The organism is Streptomyces malaysiensis subsp. samsunensis (genome assembly GCF_024519315.1).
Lineage (GTDB): Bacteria > Actinomycetota > Actinomycetes > Streptomycetales > Streptomycetaceae > Streptomyces > Streptomyces malaysiensis.
The window spans coordinates 14,706-31,936 of sequence record NZ_JANIIC010000063.1 but is presented as its reverse complement, the minus strand read 5'-3'; the positions used below and the strand labels follow the sequence as shown (position 1 = coordinate 31,936).

15 protein-coding genes are annotated in these 17,231 nt (G+C 71.3%); 7 read left to right on the top strand and 8 right to left on the bottom strand.

Features of this window, described 5'->3' with window-relative positions:
• Positions 1-129: 129 nt before the first annotated feature.
• The 4 genes from NQU54_RS38545 (at position 130) to NQU54_RS38530 (ending at position 4,080) form a co-directional block, all read left to right on the top strand.
• Positions 130-414: an Rv0250c family protein gene (locus tag NQU54_RS38545; RefSeq protein ID WP_069864407.1), complete on the top strand. Its 285-nt coding sequence runs from the start codon at positions 130-132 to the stop codon at positions 412-414.
• A gap of 76 nt (positions 415-490) precedes the next feature.
• Positions 491-1,342, top strand: a complete 852-nt coding sequence (gene sdhC / locus NQU54_RS38540) for a succinate dehydrogenase subunit SdhC (RefSeq protein ID WP_069864409.1) — start codon at positions 491-493, stop codon at positions 1,340-1,342.
• Positions 1,343-1,357: 15 nt separating this feature from the next.
• Positions 1,358-3,313, top strand: a complete 1,956-nt coding sequence (locus tag NQU54_RS38535) for a fumarate reductase/succinate dehydrogenase flavoprotein subunit (protein WP_257635048.1) — start codon at positions 1,358-1,360, stop codon at positions 3,311-3,313.
• Positions 3,310-4,080: a succinate dehydrogenase/fumarate reductase iron-sulfur subunit gene (locus NQU54_RS38530; protein WP_257635047.1), complete on the top strand. Its 771-nt coding sequence runs from the start codon at positions 3,310-3,312 to the stop codon at positions 4,078-4,080. Before NQU54_RS38535 ends, NQU54_RS38530 begins: the two co-directional genes overlap by 4 nt.
• 252 nt (positions 4,081-4,332) lie before the next feature.
• Here the strand turns inward: NQU54_RS38530 and NQU54_RS38525 are convergent, their stop codons facing one another.
• The 6 genes from NQU54_RS38525 to NQU54_RS38500 all read right to left on the bottom strand — a co-directional run bounded on the left by NQU54_RS38525 (position 4,333) and on the right by NQU54_RS38500 (position 11,972).
• Positions 4,333-6,942, bottom strand: coding sequence for a SpoIIE family protein phosphatase (locus tag NQU54_RS38525; RefSeq protein ID WP_257635046.1), 2,610 nt, complete (start codon positions 6,940-6,942; stop codon positions 4,333-4,335).
• Positions 6,943-7,278: 336 nt separating this feature from the next.
• Entirely contained in the window at positions 7,279-7,713 is a 435-nt protein-coding gene (locus tag NQU54_RS38520; protein ID WP_257635045.1) for a (deoxy)nucleoside triphosphate pyrophosphohydrolase, read from the bottom strand.
• 94 nt (positions 7,714-7,807) lie between these two features.
• On the bottom strand, positions 7,808-7,993 hold the full coding sequence (locus NQU54_RS38515) for an SPOR domain-containing protein (RefSeq protein WP_069864418.1): 186 nt from the start codon (positions 7,991-7,993) through the stop codon (positions 7,808-7,810).
• Positions 7,994-8,160: 167 nt separating this feature from the next.
• On the bottom strand, positions 8,161-9,882 hold the full coding sequence (locus tag NQU54_RS38510) for a purine-cytosine permease family protein (protein ID WP_257635044.1): 1,722 nt from the start codon (positions 9,880-9,882) through the stop codon (positions 8,161-8,163).
• 176 nt (positions 9,883-10,058) lie between these two features.
• Positions 10,059-10,811: a GntR family transcriptional regulator gene (locus NQU54_RS38505; protein ID WP_069864422.1), complete on the bottom strand. Its 753-nt coding sequence runs from the start codon at positions 10,809-10,811 to the stop codon at positions 10,059-10,061.
• A 132-nt stretch (positions 10,812-10,943) separates the two neighbouring features.
• On the bottom strand, positions 10,944-11,972 hold the full coding sequence (locus tag NQU54_RS38500; RefSeq protein ID WP_257635043.1) for a phosphotransferase: 1,029 nt from the start codon (positions 11,970-11,972) through the stop codon (positions 10,944-10,946).
• Positions 11,973-12,176: 204 nt separating this feature from the next.
• Between NQU54_RS38500 and NQU54_RS38495 the strand changes: the two genes are divergently transcribed.
• The 3 genes from NQU54_RS38495 to NQU54_RS38485 all read left to right on the top strand — a co-directional run bounded on the left by NQU54_RS38495 (position 12,177) and on the right by NQU54_RS38485 (position 14,447).
• Positions 12,177-12,293: a DUF6087 family protein gene (locus tag NQU54_RS38495; protein WP_306279488.1), complete on the top strand. Its 117-nt coding sequence runs from the start codon at positions 12,177-12,179 to the stop codon at positions 12,291-12,293.
• Positions 12,290-13,720 carry a M1 family metallopeptidase gene (locus NQU54_RS38490; RefSeq protein WP_257635042.1) on the top strand — a complete coding sequence of 477 codons (1,431 nt, stop codon included), beginning with the start codon at positions 12,290-12,292 and terminating at the stop codon, positions 13,718-13,720. The genes NQU54_RS38495 and NQU54_RS38490 overlap by 4 nt, the downstream gene beginning before the upstream one ends.
• Positions 13,721-13,865: 145 nt before the next feature.
• Positions 13,866-14,447, top strand: coding sequence for a Uma2 family endonuclease (locus NQU54_RS38485; RefSeq protein WP_257635041.1), 582 nt, complete (start codon positions 13,866-13,868; stop codon positions 14,445-14,447).
• A 33-nt stretch (positions 14,448-14,480) separates the two neighbouring features.
• Here the strand turns inward: NQU54_RS38485 and NQU54_RS38480 are convergent, their stop codons facing one another.
• Positions 14,481-15,803, bottom strand: a complete 1,323-nt coding sequence (locus NQU54_RS38480) for an MFS transporter (RefSeq protein ID WP_257635040.1) — start codon at positions 15,801-15,803, stop codon at positions 14,481-14,483.
• Between the two features lie 95 nt (positions 15,804-15,898).
• A complete protein-coding gene (locus NQU54_RS38475) occupies positions 15,899-16,990 on the bottom strand; it encodes an ROK family protein (RefSeq protein ID WP_306279487.1) in 1,092 nt (363 codons plus the stop codon).
• Positions 16,991-17,231: the final 241 nt, after the last annotated feature.

The following is a 17,231-nucleotide window of genomic DNA, read 5'->3' as shown; positions in this document are numbered from 1 at the left end:
GCGCGGCGGCGGAATCCCGCCGGTGGCTCCGCCAATCACGACAGATCCCTTCACAACCACGACCGCGGCGCGTAACACTCGCTGTCGCATGAGCGTCGCCAACCGCAACCGCGGAAGTGAGGGCAAGTCATGTCCTTGAACGACGACTTGACGGCCGTCCAACGCTGTCTCGATGACCTGGTGCGTTCGGTCTCCCGACTGGAGCAGCGAGTGGGCGCCGGCGGGTTGGAGATACGCAGAGTCCGCACCGACGCGGACCACTTGCGGGAGAGCCTCGCCCTCCTGCGCGAGACGGCTCCCGAGGAGCGACCACGCCCCGAGATGGTTCCGGTCCCCGACGCCCCGTACAACAGTGCGCTGTGGTCGGACGTCGACGACGAGGGCCTCGGCGCGCGAGATCGCCACGCGCCCTAGGGATGCCCGCGCGCCTTCCGTCATCGGGGCGCGCACCACCGTCGTCCCCCGATACCACTCCACCGCGGAGTTCCTCTTGGCCACAGGCACCGACCCCCAAGCCACCACCCCCGCGCCCGCAGGCCGCGGGACGGCCCCGCACGGCGTGAACGGCGCCTCGCGCGCCGCCATCCCCGCCCGCCATCTGCGCAGCGACCGCTGGTGGCTCTCCCCCGCGATCACCGCGGCCGGGCTGTTCGCGTTCGTCGTCTACTCCACCTGGCGGGCCTTCGCCGGGGACGACTACTACGCCGAGCCGTATGTCTCCCCCTTCTACTCGCCCTGCGTCGCCCAGAACTGCGTGCCGATGAAGGGCGGCGCCAACTGGGAGATCTTCGGCGCGTGGTGGGGCCTGTCCCCCGCGCTGCTGATCCTGATCTTCCCGCTGGGGTTCCGGCTCACCTGCTACTACTACCGCAAGGCGTATTACCGGGGCTTCTGGGCCTCACCGCCCGCCTGCGCGGTCGCCGAACCGCGCGCCAAGTACACCGGCGAGACGCGCTTCCCGCTGATCCTCCAGAACATCCACCGCTACTTCTTCTACTTCGCGGTGATCGTCGCGGGGATCCTCACCTATGACACCGTGCTCGCCTTCCGGGACGAGCACGGCCGCTGGGGCCATATGGGCCTGGGCACCCTGGTGCTGCTCGCCAACATCGCGCTGATCTGGGCGTACACCCTCTCCTGCCACTCCTGCCGCCATATCGTCGGCGGCCGGCTGAAGCACTTCTCCCAGCACCCGGTGCGCTATCGGTTCTGGGGCTGGGTGAGCGGGCTCAACGCACGCCATATGCAGCTGGCCTGGGCCTCTCTCATCAGCGTCGCCGTCGCGGACTTCTACGTCTATCTGGTGGCGAGCGGTGCCTTCGACGATCCCCGCTTTTTCTAGGAGAGGTGCTCATCGATGACGCAAGTCGAGCGGCAGGCGTGGGACGTGGTCGTGATCGGCGCGGGCGGCGCCGGGCTGCGTGCCGCGATCGAGGCCCGCGAGCAGGGCATGCGCTGCGCCGTCATCTGCAAGTCACTGTTCGGCAAGGCCCATACGGTGATGGCCGAGGGCGGCATCGCCGCCAGCATGGGCAATGTCAACGAGCGCGACAACTGGCAGGTGCACTTCCGCGACACCATGCGCGGGGGCAAATTCCTCAACCACTGGCGGATGGCCGAGCTGCACGCCCAGGAGGCCCCGGACCGGGTCTGGGAGCTGGAGACCTGGGGCGCGCTCTTCGACCGCACCCCCGAGGGCAAGATCTCCCAGCGGAACTTCGGCGGCCATGAGTACCCCCGCCTCGCCCATGTCGGGGACCGCACCGGCCTGGAGTTGATCCGCACCCTCCAGCAGAAGATCGTCTCCCTTCAGCAGGAGGACAAGGCCGAGACCGGGGACTACGAGTCCCGGCTGAAGGTCTTCCAGGAGTGCACGGTCACCCGCATCGTCAAGGACGGCGACCGGGTCGCCGGCGTCTTCGGCTACGAGCGCGAGTCCGGCCGTTTCTTCGCGCTGGAGGCCCCGGCCGTGGTGCTGGCCACCGGCGGCATCGGCAAGTCCTTCAAGGTGACCTCCAACTCCTGGGAGTACACCGGCGACGGCCACTCGCTCGCGCTGCTCGCGGGCGCCCCGCTGATCAACATGGAGTTCGTGCAGTTCCATCCGACCGGTATGGTCTGGCCGCCCTCGGTGAAGGGGATCCTGGTCACCGAGTCGGTGCGCGGCGACGGCGGGGTGCTGCGCAACAGCGAGGGCAAGCGGTTCATGTTCGACTACATCCCGGACGTCTTCAAGGAGAAGTACGCCCAGTCCGAGGACGAGGCCGACCGCTGGTACGAGGACCCGGACCACAACCGCCGCCCGCCCGAGCTGCTCCCCCGCGACGAGGTGGCCCGCGCCATCAACGCCGAGGTGAAGGCGGGCCGGGGCTCCACGCACGGCGGGGTCTTCCTCGATGTGTCCACCCGGATGTCCCCCGAGGTCATCAAGCGGCGGCTGCCCTCCATGCACCACCAGTTCAAGGAGCTCGCGGACGTCGACATCACCGCCGAGCCCATGGAGGTGGGCCCGACCTGTCACTACGTGATGGGCGGGGTGGACGTCGATCCGGACACCGCGGCCGCCGCCGGAGTTCCCGGGCTGTTCGCCGCGGGCGAGGTCGCGGGCGGGATGCACGGCTCCAACCGGCTCGGCGGCAACTCCCTCTCCGATCTGCTGGTCTTCGGGCGCCGCGCCGGGCTGTACGCGGCCCGCTACGCCCAGGAGATCGCGGACTCGGGCACCCGTCCGGTGCCGGACGAGGCACAGCTGGACCTGGCGGCGGCCGAGGCGCTGCGCCCGTTCAGCGCCGAGGCCGGGGAGCCGGACGAGACCGCGGGCCCGGCCGGGCCGCCGGAGAACCCGTACACCCTCCACCAGGAGCTCCAGCAGTCGATGAACGACCTGGTGGGGATCATCCGGAAGGCCGAGGAGATGGAGGAGGCGCTGCACCGGCTGGCCAGTCTGCGGGTGCGGGCGCGCCGCGCCGGGGTCGAGGGCCACCGGCAGTTCAACCCCGGCTGGCACCTGGCCATCGATCTGCGCAACATGCTGCTGGTCAGCGAGTGCGTGGCCCGTGCCGCGCTGGAGCGGACCGAGAGCCGCGGCGGGCACACCCGCGACGACTGCCCGGAGATGGACCGTCAGTGGCGGCGGATCAATCTGGTCTGCCGGCTCTCCGACCCCTCGGGCGGTCTGGCGGCACCCGACACCGGACACGGCCAGATCCGGCTCGAGCGGCGTGAGATGCCGCCCATCCGGCCCGATCTGCTGAATCTGTTCGAGAAGGACGAGCTGGTGAAGTACCTGACGGACGAGGAGCTGACCCAGTGAGTGCGTACGAGGCCCACTTCCGGGTGTGGCGGGGCGACCAGGACGGCGGCGGTCTGAAGGACTTCCACGTCGAGGTCAACGAGGGCGAGGTCGTCCTCGACATCGTCCACCGGCTCCAGGCGACCCAGGCCCCCGATCTGGCGGTCCGCTGGAACTGCAAGGCGGGCAAATGCGGTTCGTGCAGCGCGGAGGTCAACGGACGGCCCCGGCTGCTGTGCATGACCCGGATGTCGGTGTTCGACCAGGACGAGACGATCACCATCACCCCGCTGCGGGCCTTCCCCGTGGTACGGGACCTGGTGACCGATGTGTCGTTCAACTACACCAAGGCCCGTGAGGTGCCGTCCTTCGTGCCCCCGGAGGGGCTGGGGCCCGGCGAGTACCGGATGTGGCAGGAGGACGTGGGGCGCTCGCAGGAGTTCCGCAAGTGCATCGAATGCTTCCTGTGCCAGGACACCTGCCATGTGGTGCGGGACTTCGAGGAGAACAAGGAGGCGTTCGCGGGGCCGCGCTTCCTGATGCGGGTCGCGGAGCTGGACATGCATCCGCTGGACGCGGCGGGCGACACCGGCCTCGACCGCAAGCGCACCGCCCAGGAGGAGCACGGACTGGGCTACTGCAACATCACCAAGTGCTGTACGGAGGTCTGCCCCGAGCAGATCAAGATCACCGACAATGCGCTGATCCCGCTCAAGGAGCGGGCGGTGGACCGTAAGTACGATCCGCTGGTCTGGCTGGGCAACAAGATCCGGCGGCGGGGGCAGTAGCTCCGCCGGGGGCGCTGGTGGGTGTCCGACGGATCTGACGCCTGCGGCGGGCTGCTCCCCTCCCCGCCCCTTCCCGATACCAGGGGCTCCGCCCCTGGACCCCGGGGTCCGGGGGGAAGCCCCGCCACGCGGCGGAGCCGCATATCGATACCGCGGGAAGGGGCGGGGAGGGGAAAGACCGCTCGGGCCGGTGTTCGCCCCCGCTTCGTATCGCGGGCCGGCCGGCGTGCCGGGCCGTGGGCCGTCACCACGTCACCACAGGCTGAGCAGCGCCTCCACCGAATCCGGACCCGAGGACCGGCCGTCCGGGAGGGCCAGCTCGAACCAGACGGTCTTGCCGAGCGGGGTCCGGCGGCTCCCCCAGCCCGCGCTGAGCAGCCCGACCAGCTGAAGCCCGCGCCCGCCCTCGTCGGTGTCCCGGGCGCGCCGCCGCCGGGGCTGGACCAGACCGCCGTCCCAGACCTCGCACACCAGCGTGCGGTCCAGCAGCAGCCGCAGCCTGATCTCGCCCTCGCCGTACCGCAGGGCGTTCGTCACCAGCTCGCTGACCAGCAGTTCGGTGGTGTCCACCAGATCGTCCAGGCCCCAGGACTCCAGCTGCTCCCGGGCCAGTTCGCGGGCCCGGCCCACCGACTGCGGGGCGCTGGGCAGATGCCAATCGCCGACCGACTCGGCCGACAGGCCCTGCACCCGGGCCATCAGCAGGGCGATGTCGTCCTCGCCGTGGTGGGTGTCGAGGGTGCTCAGCACGTGATCGCAGACGTCTTCGAGGGAGCCGGCCGCGGCGTTTCCGCCATCGGCGCCGTCGGAGGTGTTGAGGGCGTCGCGCAGCGCCTGGAGCCCCTCGTCGAGGGTGTGGTCGCGGGACTCGACCAGGCCGTCCGTATAGAGGGCCAGCAGTGCGCCGTCGGGGAGCTCGACCTCGATCTCCTCGAACGGTTCGCCGCCGACGCCGAGCGGCATCCCGGGCGGGACCTCCATCAGCAGGGCGTTCTCACCCGGTTCCACGAGGACAGGGGGCGGATGTCCGGCGTTGGCGAATGTGCAGCGCCGGGTGACCGGGTCGTAGACGGCGTAGACACAGGTGGCGAGGTAGACCTCGGTCAGATCGGAGGAGTCGGCGGCGGCTCTGCCACGTGCGAGGGCGCGCGAGCCCGGCCGCGCGCCGGTGTGCGAGCCGCCCGAAGTGCCGAGGCCGCTGGCGATCTCGTCGAGCGCGGAGAGCACCTCGGCGGGCTCCAGGTCGAGCAGGGCGAGGGTGCGTACGGCGGTGCGGAGTTCGCCCATGGCCACGGCGGCGCGCAGCCCCCGCCCCATGACATCGCCGACCACCAGCGCGGTGCGGTGCCCGGGCAGCTCGATCACATCGAACCAGTCGCCGCCCACCTCGGTCGCAGCGTTCCCCGGCAGATAGCGGCAGGCGATATCGAGCCCGGCGGCCTCAGGGTCGCCGGGCGGGAGCAGACTGCGCTGGAGTATCAACGCGCGTTCATGTTCTCTGCGATACAGCCGGGCGTTGTCGATACTGACGGCCGCGCGGGCGGCCAGCTCGACGGCGAGCGCGCGGTCCCGCTCACCGAAGGGCTCGCTGCCCTTGGTACGGGAGAACTGGGCGAGGCCGACCACGGTGTCGCGCGCGACCATCGGCACCACCAGCGTGGACTGCAACATGGCGCCGAGCTCCAGGCTCTCGCTGCCGTCCCGGCCGGGGACGACCCGCACCTGGGCGGTGCGCAGGGCGTGGGCGCACAGGGAGTTGAAGGGGTAGCGGTGTACCTCGCCGACCTGGATGGGTTTGGGGTCCTCGACGGTGTTGACGCGGCAGATGTCGCCGAAGGGGACCGGGCCGTCGGAGACCGCGCTGGCGAAGGCGACGCGGCGCAACTCGGCGCTGCCGTCGGCGAGTCCGGGCGGGGTCTCGTCGCCGGAGAGCAGCCCCTGGTAGAGGTCGACGGAGGCCAGGTCGCAGAACTGCGGCACGGCCACGTCCAGCAACTCGCGGGCGGTGGTCTCCAGATCCAGCGAGGTGCCTATCCGGGCCCCGGCCTCGTTCAGCAGGGCCAGATTGCGCCGTACGCCCGCGGCCTCCTGCTCGGCGCGGCGGCGGCCGGTGACATCCGTGGCGAGCCCGGCGACGCCGATGGGGCGGCCGGAGCCGCTGTGCAGCCGGTAGAGCGACACCGACCAGCGGCGACGGTCGGGGCTGCCCGGCGTCTGGCCCACGATCGGCATATCGGTCAGCGTCTGCCCGGAGTCCAGGACCTGGCGCAGGGCGGCGGCCAGCCGGTCGGCCTCGCCGCGCGGCAGCAGATCGTGCGGGGTCGTACCGCGGTACTCCTCGACGGGGCGGCCGAAAACCTTGGCGAAACGCTCATTGACGCGGAGGATCCGCAGGTCGGTCCCGAAGAGGAAGAAGCCGAGCGGAGATTGACCGAAAACGGCCTGTGAAGAAGCAAGATCGGTTTCCAGCCCGCGCAACGCACTGACGTCGACCGCGATACAGAGCGCGGCCCGCTTCCCGTGCTCATCCTGGCCCGGCATCACATAAAGCTCGGCGATGCCATGTCCGCTCGGCGCCTGGGCGTTACGGTAGGGAACCAGCCCGGTCCACTCCCGGCCATCCAGGATGTTGGCCACCGCGCGCTGACCGGTCTCCTGGAACTCGGGCGGAACGAACGCCTCCACCGGATCCCTGCCGATCGCCTGGTCCGCCGTCAGGCCCAGCAGCTCCGAGGCGCGTTCACTCCACTGCGAGATCCGGCCGTCGGACCCCAGCGCGAAGGAGGCCACACGGATGTAGTCATAGATCGAGCCGGGCGGGCTGCTCTGCCACACCGCCGACATCGAGGACATGAGCGACATGTCGGGCACTGAGGATCCCTGTGACTTCGGCGACACCTGCGAACCAACCGTCTCCTCGGGCATCTCAGCCCTCGCTGGCTTCTCGCTCATGCGCCCGTCCCCTCCGGCTCAGGTGCTCCGACCGGCCTCAGATAGCCGAGTATCCAGCACTTCGGCCATCCCGAGTACGGTCTTCACGATCACAGCACTATCTCAGCCCGCCATCAGTTTCCGTCCCGGCTTTTGGTGAAGCGCTCATGATCGGCGCTCCCCCTCACTCCTAACCGGGCGGAGGCGGCTCGAACCCCATGGATTTTCCCGTGTCGGGCACCGAAAAGCCCCCATCCGGGACGATTCTCAAGGGGTGCGCGGACGGGTCTCCCCGGCGTCCCCGGTCGCGGCCGCGCGCAGCCTGCGCATCGCCTCCGCCACCGCGGGGCGGTCCTCGTCCAGCCAGTCCACCTCGTCCACCCGGTCCGGGGAGAGCCAGCGCAGCTCGTCGTGGTCCTCCAGCGGGCGCGGTTCACCGGAGCGCAGGGCCGCGGTCCACACCCGCAGCACATAGCCGGGCTTCAGCGCCCACTCCCCCGGCAGCGGTTCGAGCGGCTCGACCTCGACCCCGAGCTCCTCGCGCAGTTCACGGACGAGCGTCTCCCGCGGTGTCTCCCCGGGCTCGGCCTTGCCGCCGGGAAGCTCCCAGCGGCCGGCGAGCTCGGGTGGGGCGCTGCGCCGCGCGGCCAGCAGCCGCCCCCGGTAGAACACCGCTCCGCCCACCACCACGCGCACGCCCATGGGCCGCACCCTAGCCCCCTGGCCTGCGCCGAAGCACACCAGGGCCCCGGGGCGAGTGCCCCGGGACCCTGGACGTCATACGTCGTGCCGCGGGCTAGCCGGACTGACGGGATGCGGCGGTCCGCTCGACCACGTACAGCTGTTCCTGGCCCTCGCCCTCAAGTCGGTCGGCCACCTCCTGGGCCTCCGTCCTGGTGGCGTAGCGCCCGACGCGGTAGCGGTTGCCGTTGGCGTCCTGGCGGATCACGAGCCAGGGCAGCACAGCGTTCCCGTCACTCATCTCCCCGACCCCTCCGCTGTGGCGCGCCCGGACGCACGATCCCGCGACACCGTTAAGGAAATCCCGATCCGCATATGCCCGAGCCTACGCCCTACCTTCACGCAGCGGATACGTGTTCTTACAACGAGGCACTCATCCGGCCATGTCCCAAACGTCCGCCCCGGCCTTCACCGAGTCGCGGTCACCGTCGGCAGCGGCATCAGCACCGGCTCGCCCGTGGGCGCCTTGCGGCAGACGTCCCCGCATTCGGCGTCCAGCGAGCAGCACAGCGAACAGACGGCTCCCGCCCGCACCGGGCAGTCGGCGATGTCCGGCAGTTCGTACGCCGTCTCGCACGAGGCACACAGATGGGTGGCGGTGAGGTCCGGGACCTCGGCACCGGGCCCGTTCACCGTGTTCTCCCGCGCCAGGTAGTAGCGGCCCTTGGTGAGCCAGGCCAGCAACGGGCAGAGCACCAGGGCCAGACCGCAGGCGATGAAGGTCGAGAACGCCTCCGCCACCTCCCCGAAGCCCCCGAAGAAGGCGACGATCGAGACCGTCGAGGCGATCACCATCGCACCGAATCCGGCGGGGTTCACCGGGTGCAGATACGCCCGCTTGAACTCGATGTACTTCGGGCTCAGCCCGAGCGGCTTGTTGACGACCAGATCGGCGGCGACGGCGGCTATCCAGGCGATGCCGACGTTGGAGTAGAAGCCCAGCAGCTTGTTGAGCGCCGCGAACATGTTCATCTCCATCAGCGCCAGCGCGATGGCGAGGTTGAGGAAGATGTACCAGACCCGGCCGGGGTGGCGGTGGGTGACGCGGGAGAAGAAGTTGGACCAGGACAGCGAACCGCTGTAGGCGTTGGTCACATTGATCTTGATCTGGGAGATCACCACGAAGACCGCGGCGGCGGGCAGCGCGACCGAGCCCAGCCAGGGCTTCAGCGCCTCGATCTGCGGGGCGATGGGCTCCAGCGCATGGGTCCCGCCGACCGCGTCGAGCGCCACGAACGCGAGGAAGGCGCCGCCGATCTGCTTGGCCGCCCCGATGACCACCCAGCCGGGGCCTGCGGCCAGGACCGCCAGATTCCAGCGCCGCCGGTTCTCCTCCGTCTTCGCGGGCATGAACCGCAGATAGTCGGCCTGCTCCCCGATCTGCGCGATCAGCGAGAGCGCGACACCCGTGCCCAGGCCGTATCCGATCCAGTCGAAGCCGGAGCCCGCGCCCTCGGTCCCGCCGAAGGAGGTGAACGCGCCCCAGGAGTCCGGCGCTTCGAAGGCCAGCGCCACGAACGGCAGGACGAGCCCGATCAGCCAGACCGGCTGGGTCCACGCCTGCACCTTGGCGAGCGCGCCCATACCGCGGAAGACGATCGGGATCACGATGAGGGTGGTCAGCAGATAGCCGACCGGCAGCGGGATATGGACGGCCTGGTGCATGGCCTGCGCCATGATCGAGCCCTCCAGCGCGAAGAAGATGAAGGTGAAGCTGGCGTAGATCAGCGAGGTCAGCGTCGAGCCGAAGTAGCCGAATCCGGCACCGCGGGTGACCAGGTCCATGTCCAGGCCGTAGGTCGCACAGGCGCGGGCGATGGGGATTCCGGTCAGGAAGATGATCGTCGCCGCGGTGAGGATCGAGGCGACACCGCTGGTGAAGCCGTAGCTGAAGACGATGGACGCGCCGATGGCGAAGTCCGCGAGATAGGCGATCCCGCCGAGCGCCGTCGAGGCGACCATGGGCGGCGACCAGCGGCGGTAGGAGTGGGGCGCGTAGCGCAGCGAGTAGTCCTCGCGGCTCTCGTCGGCCGCCAGCCGGGCGTAACTGCGCCGCGAGGCCCTGTGGGCCGCCGCTCCCGCCGCGGACGGCCCCGCCTCGGGCGCGACCGCGTCGACCGAATCCGTCATACCGGCGTCCCCTGTCACTCGGGCCTTTCCCTCACGCCCGATGACGGTAGGAGCCGCGGGTGACGGACGGCCGCGAGGCGGCATTGCCGGGCCGTTACGGCGGCGGGGCGGCGGTTAAGTCGCGGTAAGACGCCCCGGAACGGGCCGCCCGACTATCGGAGAGCCCCGGCGGGGGCTCACTTCACCGGCAGCCGATAGGCGATCCGATAGCGCTCGGCCAGCACCACCACATCGGCGGTCTCCACCGGGCGGCCGCCCGCGAAATACGTACGCGAGGTGACCATCACCCAGTGGCCCGGCACCCCGCCCAGCGCCAGCACCTCCTCGGCCCGGCCGGGGCGCGCGCCGACCTCCTCCGCCACGTTGTCCACCACCAGGTCGAGGGCGGCCATCCGGTCGACGACCCCGCGCCCGGCCAACGGCCCCTCCTCGGGCAGTATCACGGGCGTACGGCCGGTCAGCGCGAGCGGCTCCCATGAGGTGGAGAGCATCACCACCTCCCCCAGCGACCGGAACACATAGCGGGTGCGCATCACCCGCTCCCCCACCTCGATCCCCAGCCGCCCGGCGATCTCCCGCCCGGCCCGCTCCTGCTCGCTGTCGGCGTCCCAGGTGCCGGTGATCCGGTCGTCGGCCTGCTCCTGCCGGAACGGCGTGGTCTCACCGGCGGTATGGAAGCCCCCGCGCACCACCCGCCGCGGCACCGGCTGCGCCCGCACATACGTACCGGACCCGGACCGCCCCTCGACCAGCCCCTCGGCCATCAGCACCTTGCGCGCCTCCAGCGCGACGGTGTCCGAAACCCCGTACTCCTCCCGGATCCTGGCCTGGGACGGGAGACGCGCATGCGGCGGCAGCTCACCCGCGGCGATCTTCTTCCGCAGATCGTCGGCGACCCGGAGGTATGCGGGCTGGTCACCAAAGGCCACGTGCACTCCCTGGGTTGACAGTCAGCAACAGCTTGGCAACCCAGTGTTGTCAATTGCAACACAAGGCCAGAGCTTCACTAGAAGTGGTGAACGGCAGCTCAGGGACGTTTAACCCGCCGGGTGGCGGGGCCGTCAGGGCCGCCGCGAGGGGAGTGGCTGAAGCGCGGGCCAACGGGAGAGTATGGCGCCGCGCATGGCCATCGCGAGCTGTCCCAGATTCCCGAGCTCGCCGCCGCTGACGGTCATCCGGCCGATGATCCCAAGACGGTGGACGAGCCGCTGCCGGGCGGTGGCGGTGCCCCACCGCCAGTCCCCGTCGGGGACCTTGGACAGATGGTCGGCGGTCCCCCGGTACGCCCGCTCGACCAGCGCATCGCCGCGAAGCAGCCAGCCCGCGCAGGCGTCGGTGAGATCGTCCCGGACCTCGGCGCCCGTCGCATGGCGCCACGCGGTGCGATAGGCGGCCTCCGCCGCGTCCAGCAGCGGCTGGGCCGGGGCCGTGACGCACCAGCAGGTCGGGAAGCCGATGCGAAGGTAGGCGAGTTCCACGAGCCCATGGCCGAGCGCGGCCTGTTCGAAGTCGATGAACCTGGTTCCGCTGCTGGTGTGCATGTCATTACCCGGGCAGGGATCGCCGTGCAGCAGGGCATGCCCGGACGCGTGGGTCAGACGGTTCACGAGGTCGTCCAGCTCGGTCCACACCGCGGACGGCACCGTACAGCCGAGCGTCCGCGCGAGCGCGAGGAAGGAGCCGATGTCATCGCGGGTGGGGCCGGACCAGGCCGGGAGAAGGCCCACGTCGTCAGCGCTGGTGGCCGCGTGGAGCCGGGCCAGCGCCTCGGCGTAGCCGACCACCCAGTCGTCGGCCGGCGATTGCTCGTCCAGGTACTCCAGGACCAGCACCCGCTCGCCGGGGTCGGCCCCGAGGAGCCCCGGTACGACGGGCGGATCGACCCGGGACGCGAGCCGCAGCGCGGCCACCTCGCGGGCGTATCGCTCGGCGGCCTCCGGCCCCTCGATGAGCTGCTTGACCACCACCGGAGTGCCGGACAGCTCGGCCCGCCACACCCGCGACCGCGGACTGCTGCCCAGCCTGCGAGCCCGACGGGGCGAACCCAGCTCGGCCCGCAGTCTGTCCCCGAACGGCGGCTGTGCCCACATGGCCCCATGCTCCCACGCACGCGAAAACTGCTGCCGATGGACGCGGGCCGCGAGAAAGCCGGGCGCGGGTCGTCGCCGTACCGGAGCCAGGGCATGACGGAACGCTGATCGTGCGGGCGGCGCGGGGCCGGTCCTGCTGTCCGCCGGGCGGGCCCGGCGGCCGCTAGGCTCCTGAGAAGCCACCCTCGACACAAGGAAACCGAGATGGACGACGAACCGCGGTCGCAGTGGGCGGAGCGCCATGACGCGCGGATCGGACGGCTGCGTGCGGTGCCCCTCGTCCCCGGCGAATCCCCGGCACCCGAGCCGGAGCGGGGATGAGCGGGGCACGGGCGGGGCGCCACCTGTCACGCGTTCTTCCCGGCGTACTGCTGCTCGCGCTGTGCGCGGGCTGCACCGGTGGGGCCGGGGCGCAGGACGCGGCCGGGGTGTCCGGTGCCGGTGCGGGGTCCGCCGGGGTCGGTGACGCGCTCTTTCCGCGGCTGGGCAACGGCGGCTACGACGTACGGGGCTACCGTCTCGCCCTCGACTACACGCCCGGCTCCCGCCATCTGAACGGCACCGCCCGGATCACCGCCCGCGCCACCCGCGCCCTGAGCTCCTTCCATCTCGACCTCGCCGGGCTGCGGGTGCGGAAGGCCACGGTGAACGGGCGCCCCGCCAAGGCCGCCCGCAGCGGCAGCGAGCTGATCCTCACCCCCGCCTCGGCGCTCCCCGAGGGCCGCGATTTCACGGCCACCGTCGTCTACGGCGGCAGGCCGAAGACCTTCAGCGGCGAGGACAGCGGGAAGGAGGGATGGCTCCGCACCGACGACGGCGCCGTGGCCCTCGGCGAGCCGACCGGGTCCATGACCTGGTTCCCCGGCAATCACCACCCTTCCGACAAGGCCGCCTACGACATCGCCGTCACCGTGCCCGAGGGCTACACCGCCGTCTCCAACGGAGAGCTGAAGGGCCAGGAGACCCGGGGGCGCCGCACCACATTCCGTTGGCGCGCCGGCGAGCCCATGGCGAGCTATCTGGCCACGGTCGCCATCGGCCGCTTCGGCGTCCGCACCACGACCACCGGCGAGGGCCTGCCCTCGTACGTGGCCGTCGACCCCACCGAGGCCCGCGGCGCCAAGGACATCGCCGACCAGGTCGACGACGTCATCACCTGGGAGAGCCGCGTCTTCGGGCCGTACCCCTTCTCCTCCACCGGCGCGGTCGTGGGCCACCTCCCCGGCCTCGGCTACGCCCTGGAGACCCAGACCAAGCCGTTCTTCGACGCGGCCCCGGACAAGACGCTCGTCGTGCACGAACTCGCCCACCAGTGGTTCGGCGACTCGGTCACCCCCCGGGTCTGGAAGGACATGTGGCTCAACGAGGGCTTCGCGACCTACGCCGAGTGGCTGTGGGAGGAGGACCACGACGGCCGCACCGCCCAGCAGGTCTTCGACGACTTCTACGACGGCACCGACGACGAGAGCGAGGGCATCTGGGACTTCCCGCCCGCCGACCCCCCGAACGTCGCCAGCGTCTCCGACCCGCCGGTCTACGGCCGCGGCGCGATGGTGGTGCATCAGGTGCGCCGGGCCGTCGGCGACAAGACCTTCTTCTCCATCCTCCGCACCTGGCTCAAGGACCACCGGCACGGCAACGCGGACACGAAGCAGTTCATCGAGCTGTGCGAGAAGAAGTCCGGCAAGGATCTGACCCGCCTCTTCGACACCTGGCTCTACGGCGAGGGCAAGCCGAAGAAGCCGTAGCGGACCGGCCCGCGTCAGGCCCGGCCTGGGGCAACGGCCGGACTTCCTGGCCGACTGTCGTCTCCTCAGCCCTGTTCCCGTACTCCTCCGTGCCGGTGGAGGGCGTCGCGTTCCCGGGGCGAACGCTCACCGCTACGGTTGACTCATGACCGCCCTCCCCGATTGGATGCGCCCGCCCCGCCCCGAGGGCTGGTTCGCGGATGATCTGGACCACCTGCCGGAAGCACCCCGCCACACCGAGCTCATCGACGGAGCACTCGTTTTCATGATGTCTCCGCAGAGGTGGTGGCATGGCCACCTCGTCACGATGCTCACCATCGCGCTCATGGAGCAGGTACCCGCCGAGACGAGGGTCGGTCGCGAGATGACGATCAAGCTCGATCAACGCAATCGGCCCGAACCGGATTTGCTGGTGACAACGGCCGACTTCGACAGTGACCGCACCTGGTTCGCGCCGGAGGAAGTCCAACTCGTCATCGAGGTCGTCTCCCCCGAATCCGCCCACCGGGACCGAACGGTCAAGCTCCGCAAGTACGCCGAGGCCGGGATTCCCCACTACTGGCGCATCGAGGACGAGGGTGGGATGCCCGTCGTCCACGTCTACGAGCTCGACGAACCGACCGGGGCCTACGCCCCGGCCGGAATCTTCCGCCACAGCCTCCAGCGGACGGTTCCCTTCAAGATCGACATCAATCTGAACGACCTCGCCCCCGATACAAACAGGTGAGAGACGGGGCCGGACTCCGAGAGTCCGGCCCCGTCACCGCGATGCTTCGGACATGCTCCGGTCGGCGGGGGCGAAGACCTTCGCGAGGGCCAGGATGAGCAGCCCGGCGACGACGATCATCGCCACGCCGACCCGCAGGCTGATCCGGTCGCCGATGAGCCCGACCAGGGGTGGCGCCGCGAGGAAGCCCACCCTGGCCAGCCAGGAGACCACGGCGACCCCGTCGGAACTGCGGATGCCCGGAATGCTGGCGGCCGCGTGCATGGCGGAGGGGAAGAGGGTGGCGGCGCCCAGGCCCGCGCAGGCGAACGCGGCGATCACCGCCGGGGTCGAGTGGGTGAGCAGGGCGAGGGACAGGGGCACCGCGATGAGCAGCCCTCCCACCCGGGCGACCGGCACCCGGCCGTACCGGTCCACGACCCGGTCCCCGGTGAACCGTGCGATGGTCATGGCGGTCTGGAACGCGACGTAGGCGAAACCGGCCAGCCATGCGGAGGCCCCGTAGTCGTCCTGGAGCAGGGCCGATCCCCATGACGCGGGCGTGTCCTCGACCACGGACGACATCGCCAGCAGCAGCCCGAGGAGCAGCAGCGGCAGCAGGGCCGCCTTCAGTCCGGCGCGGGCCGCCGTCGCGGCCGGGGAGGACTCGGGTGTGGCCGGAGCCGTCTCGGTCTGCCGAGCCTCCGCCGATGTCGGTGCCTCGTCCTCGTCGCGGCCGGGGAGCAGCAGGGGCCACACCGCCACGCCCAGCACGGCGAGGAGCGCCCCGATGCCGAGGAGGTGCCAGCGCAGCGGTACGCCCGCACCGGCCAGCGTGGTGGAGAGCAGGCCGCCGACGACCGCGCCCACGCTCCACAGCCCGTGGAAGCTGCTCAGGATGGACCGTCCGTAGCCCCGCTGGACGCGCAGGCCATGGGTGTTCATCGCGGCGTCCATGATCGCGTCGAGCACGCCGAGCAGGAACAGGCAGCAGGCGAGCATGGCCCACACCGAGGCGAAGGACACCAGGGGAACGGCGGCCGCGAAGCCGAACGCGCAGAGCGCGGCGAGGCGGCCGCTGCCGATACGGGCGCCCATCGCACCCGCGAACAGCCCGGCGACCAGGGCCCCGACCGGCATGGCGGCGATGGCCGTGCCGAGCGCGGTGTTCGACAGCCCGATGCTGTCCCGGATCTCGGGCAGCCTGGGCACGATATTGGCGTAGGCGATGGCGTTGATGAAGAAGAGCAGGAAGACCTCGGCGCGGGCCCGGCGCAGCAGTGCGGAGGGCGGCGGCGGTCCCCCTTCACGTGGGCGGCTCGTGTCAGGGCGGCCGTCCGGTGCCGGGGAGTGGGCGGGCGGTGCGGACTCGGTCACGGGCTCTCCTCGAAATGAGTCGGGGATGGGGTCGGGGATGGGGTCGGGGATGGGTGGGGGACGGTTCGGGGATGGGTGGGGAGGTCAGTGAAGGGTCAGACCGCCGTGCGGTCGCCCTCGGCGGCGTCGTGGCGCTCGGCACTGTCACGCTCGGGGGCGTAGCGCTCGGGAGCGTGGCGCTCGGCGCCGTAGCGCTCGGGGGCGTGCAGTGGTGCGGCCGCGCCGACCAGTCCCGAGTCGGCGCCGAGCGCGGCGCGCCGGACCACCGCGCGCCGCACGAATGGCAGTCCGGCGAACTCGCGCATACCGGCGTCGATCGCGTCGAAGAGCGGCGGGCCCGCCTGCGCCACCCCGCCGCCCACCACGATCAGGTCGAGGTCACAGACGGCGCACACCGAGGTGAAGGCCGCCGCGAGGGCCCGTCCCGCCTCCGCGAAGACACGGCGGGCCACCGGGTCGCCGGATCGCGCCGCCTCGGCCAGGTCGGCGGTGGTCGCACCGGCGCCGCCGCGGTTCCCCTCCGGCCCGGTCCAGCCGGCGGCGAGCGCGCGGGTCAGCAGCGCGGTACCGCTGGCGGTCAGTTCCAGACAGCCGCGGCTTCCGCAGGGGCAGGCAGGGCCGTCCGGGTCGGTGACGATATGCCCGATGTGACCGGCGTTGGCGGACGGTCCTGGCCAGGGCCGACCGCCCAGGATCAGACCGCCGCCGACCCCCGTCGACACCGTGCAGCCCAGCATGGCGTTGGCGCCCCGCCCGGCACCGGCCCAGTGCTCGCCGACGGCGGCGCAGATGCCGTCCCCGACGAGGGTCACCGGGACTCCGGGGGCCCACGCGGATGCCCAGGCGACGACCGGCGCGTCACACCACACGGGGATCATCACCGGGGCGATGGTCCCGGCGGCCGGATCGACCGGACCGGCGGACCCGATGCCGATGCCGCGCACCCCGCCGAGCGCCGCGGCGCGGGCGAGGGGAGCGGCCGCTGCCGCCGTCACCACGGCCCACGCCTCCTCGGGCGCGCCCGCCACGGGGGTGGGTACGACGACCCGTTCGGAGACGGCGGCGTCCGGGCCGACCAGGGCCACCGCGGTCTTCGTACCGCCGATGTCGACGGCGAGGACCGGGCGGGGGTCGGCGGGCTCATGCGGGGAAGGCGGCGGCGGGGTGGGGATGGGCATGGGGTTCATGGCGGCTCCGTGGGAGTGGGATGACCCGGAGGGTTGGTCGCGGCTGAGGACGGCTTACCCGGCGCGGCCGCCGCCGGGCATCCGGCCGGGGCTTCCGGCAGGAGGTGTCCGGGGGCGCCTCCGGCTTCCGGCTTCCGGCTTCCGGCTTCCGGCTTCCGGCTTCCGGCTTCCGGCTTCCGGCTTCCGGCTTCCGGCTTCCGGGAGGACGCTTTCGGCTGCGGACGGACAGCCGCAACCGGAC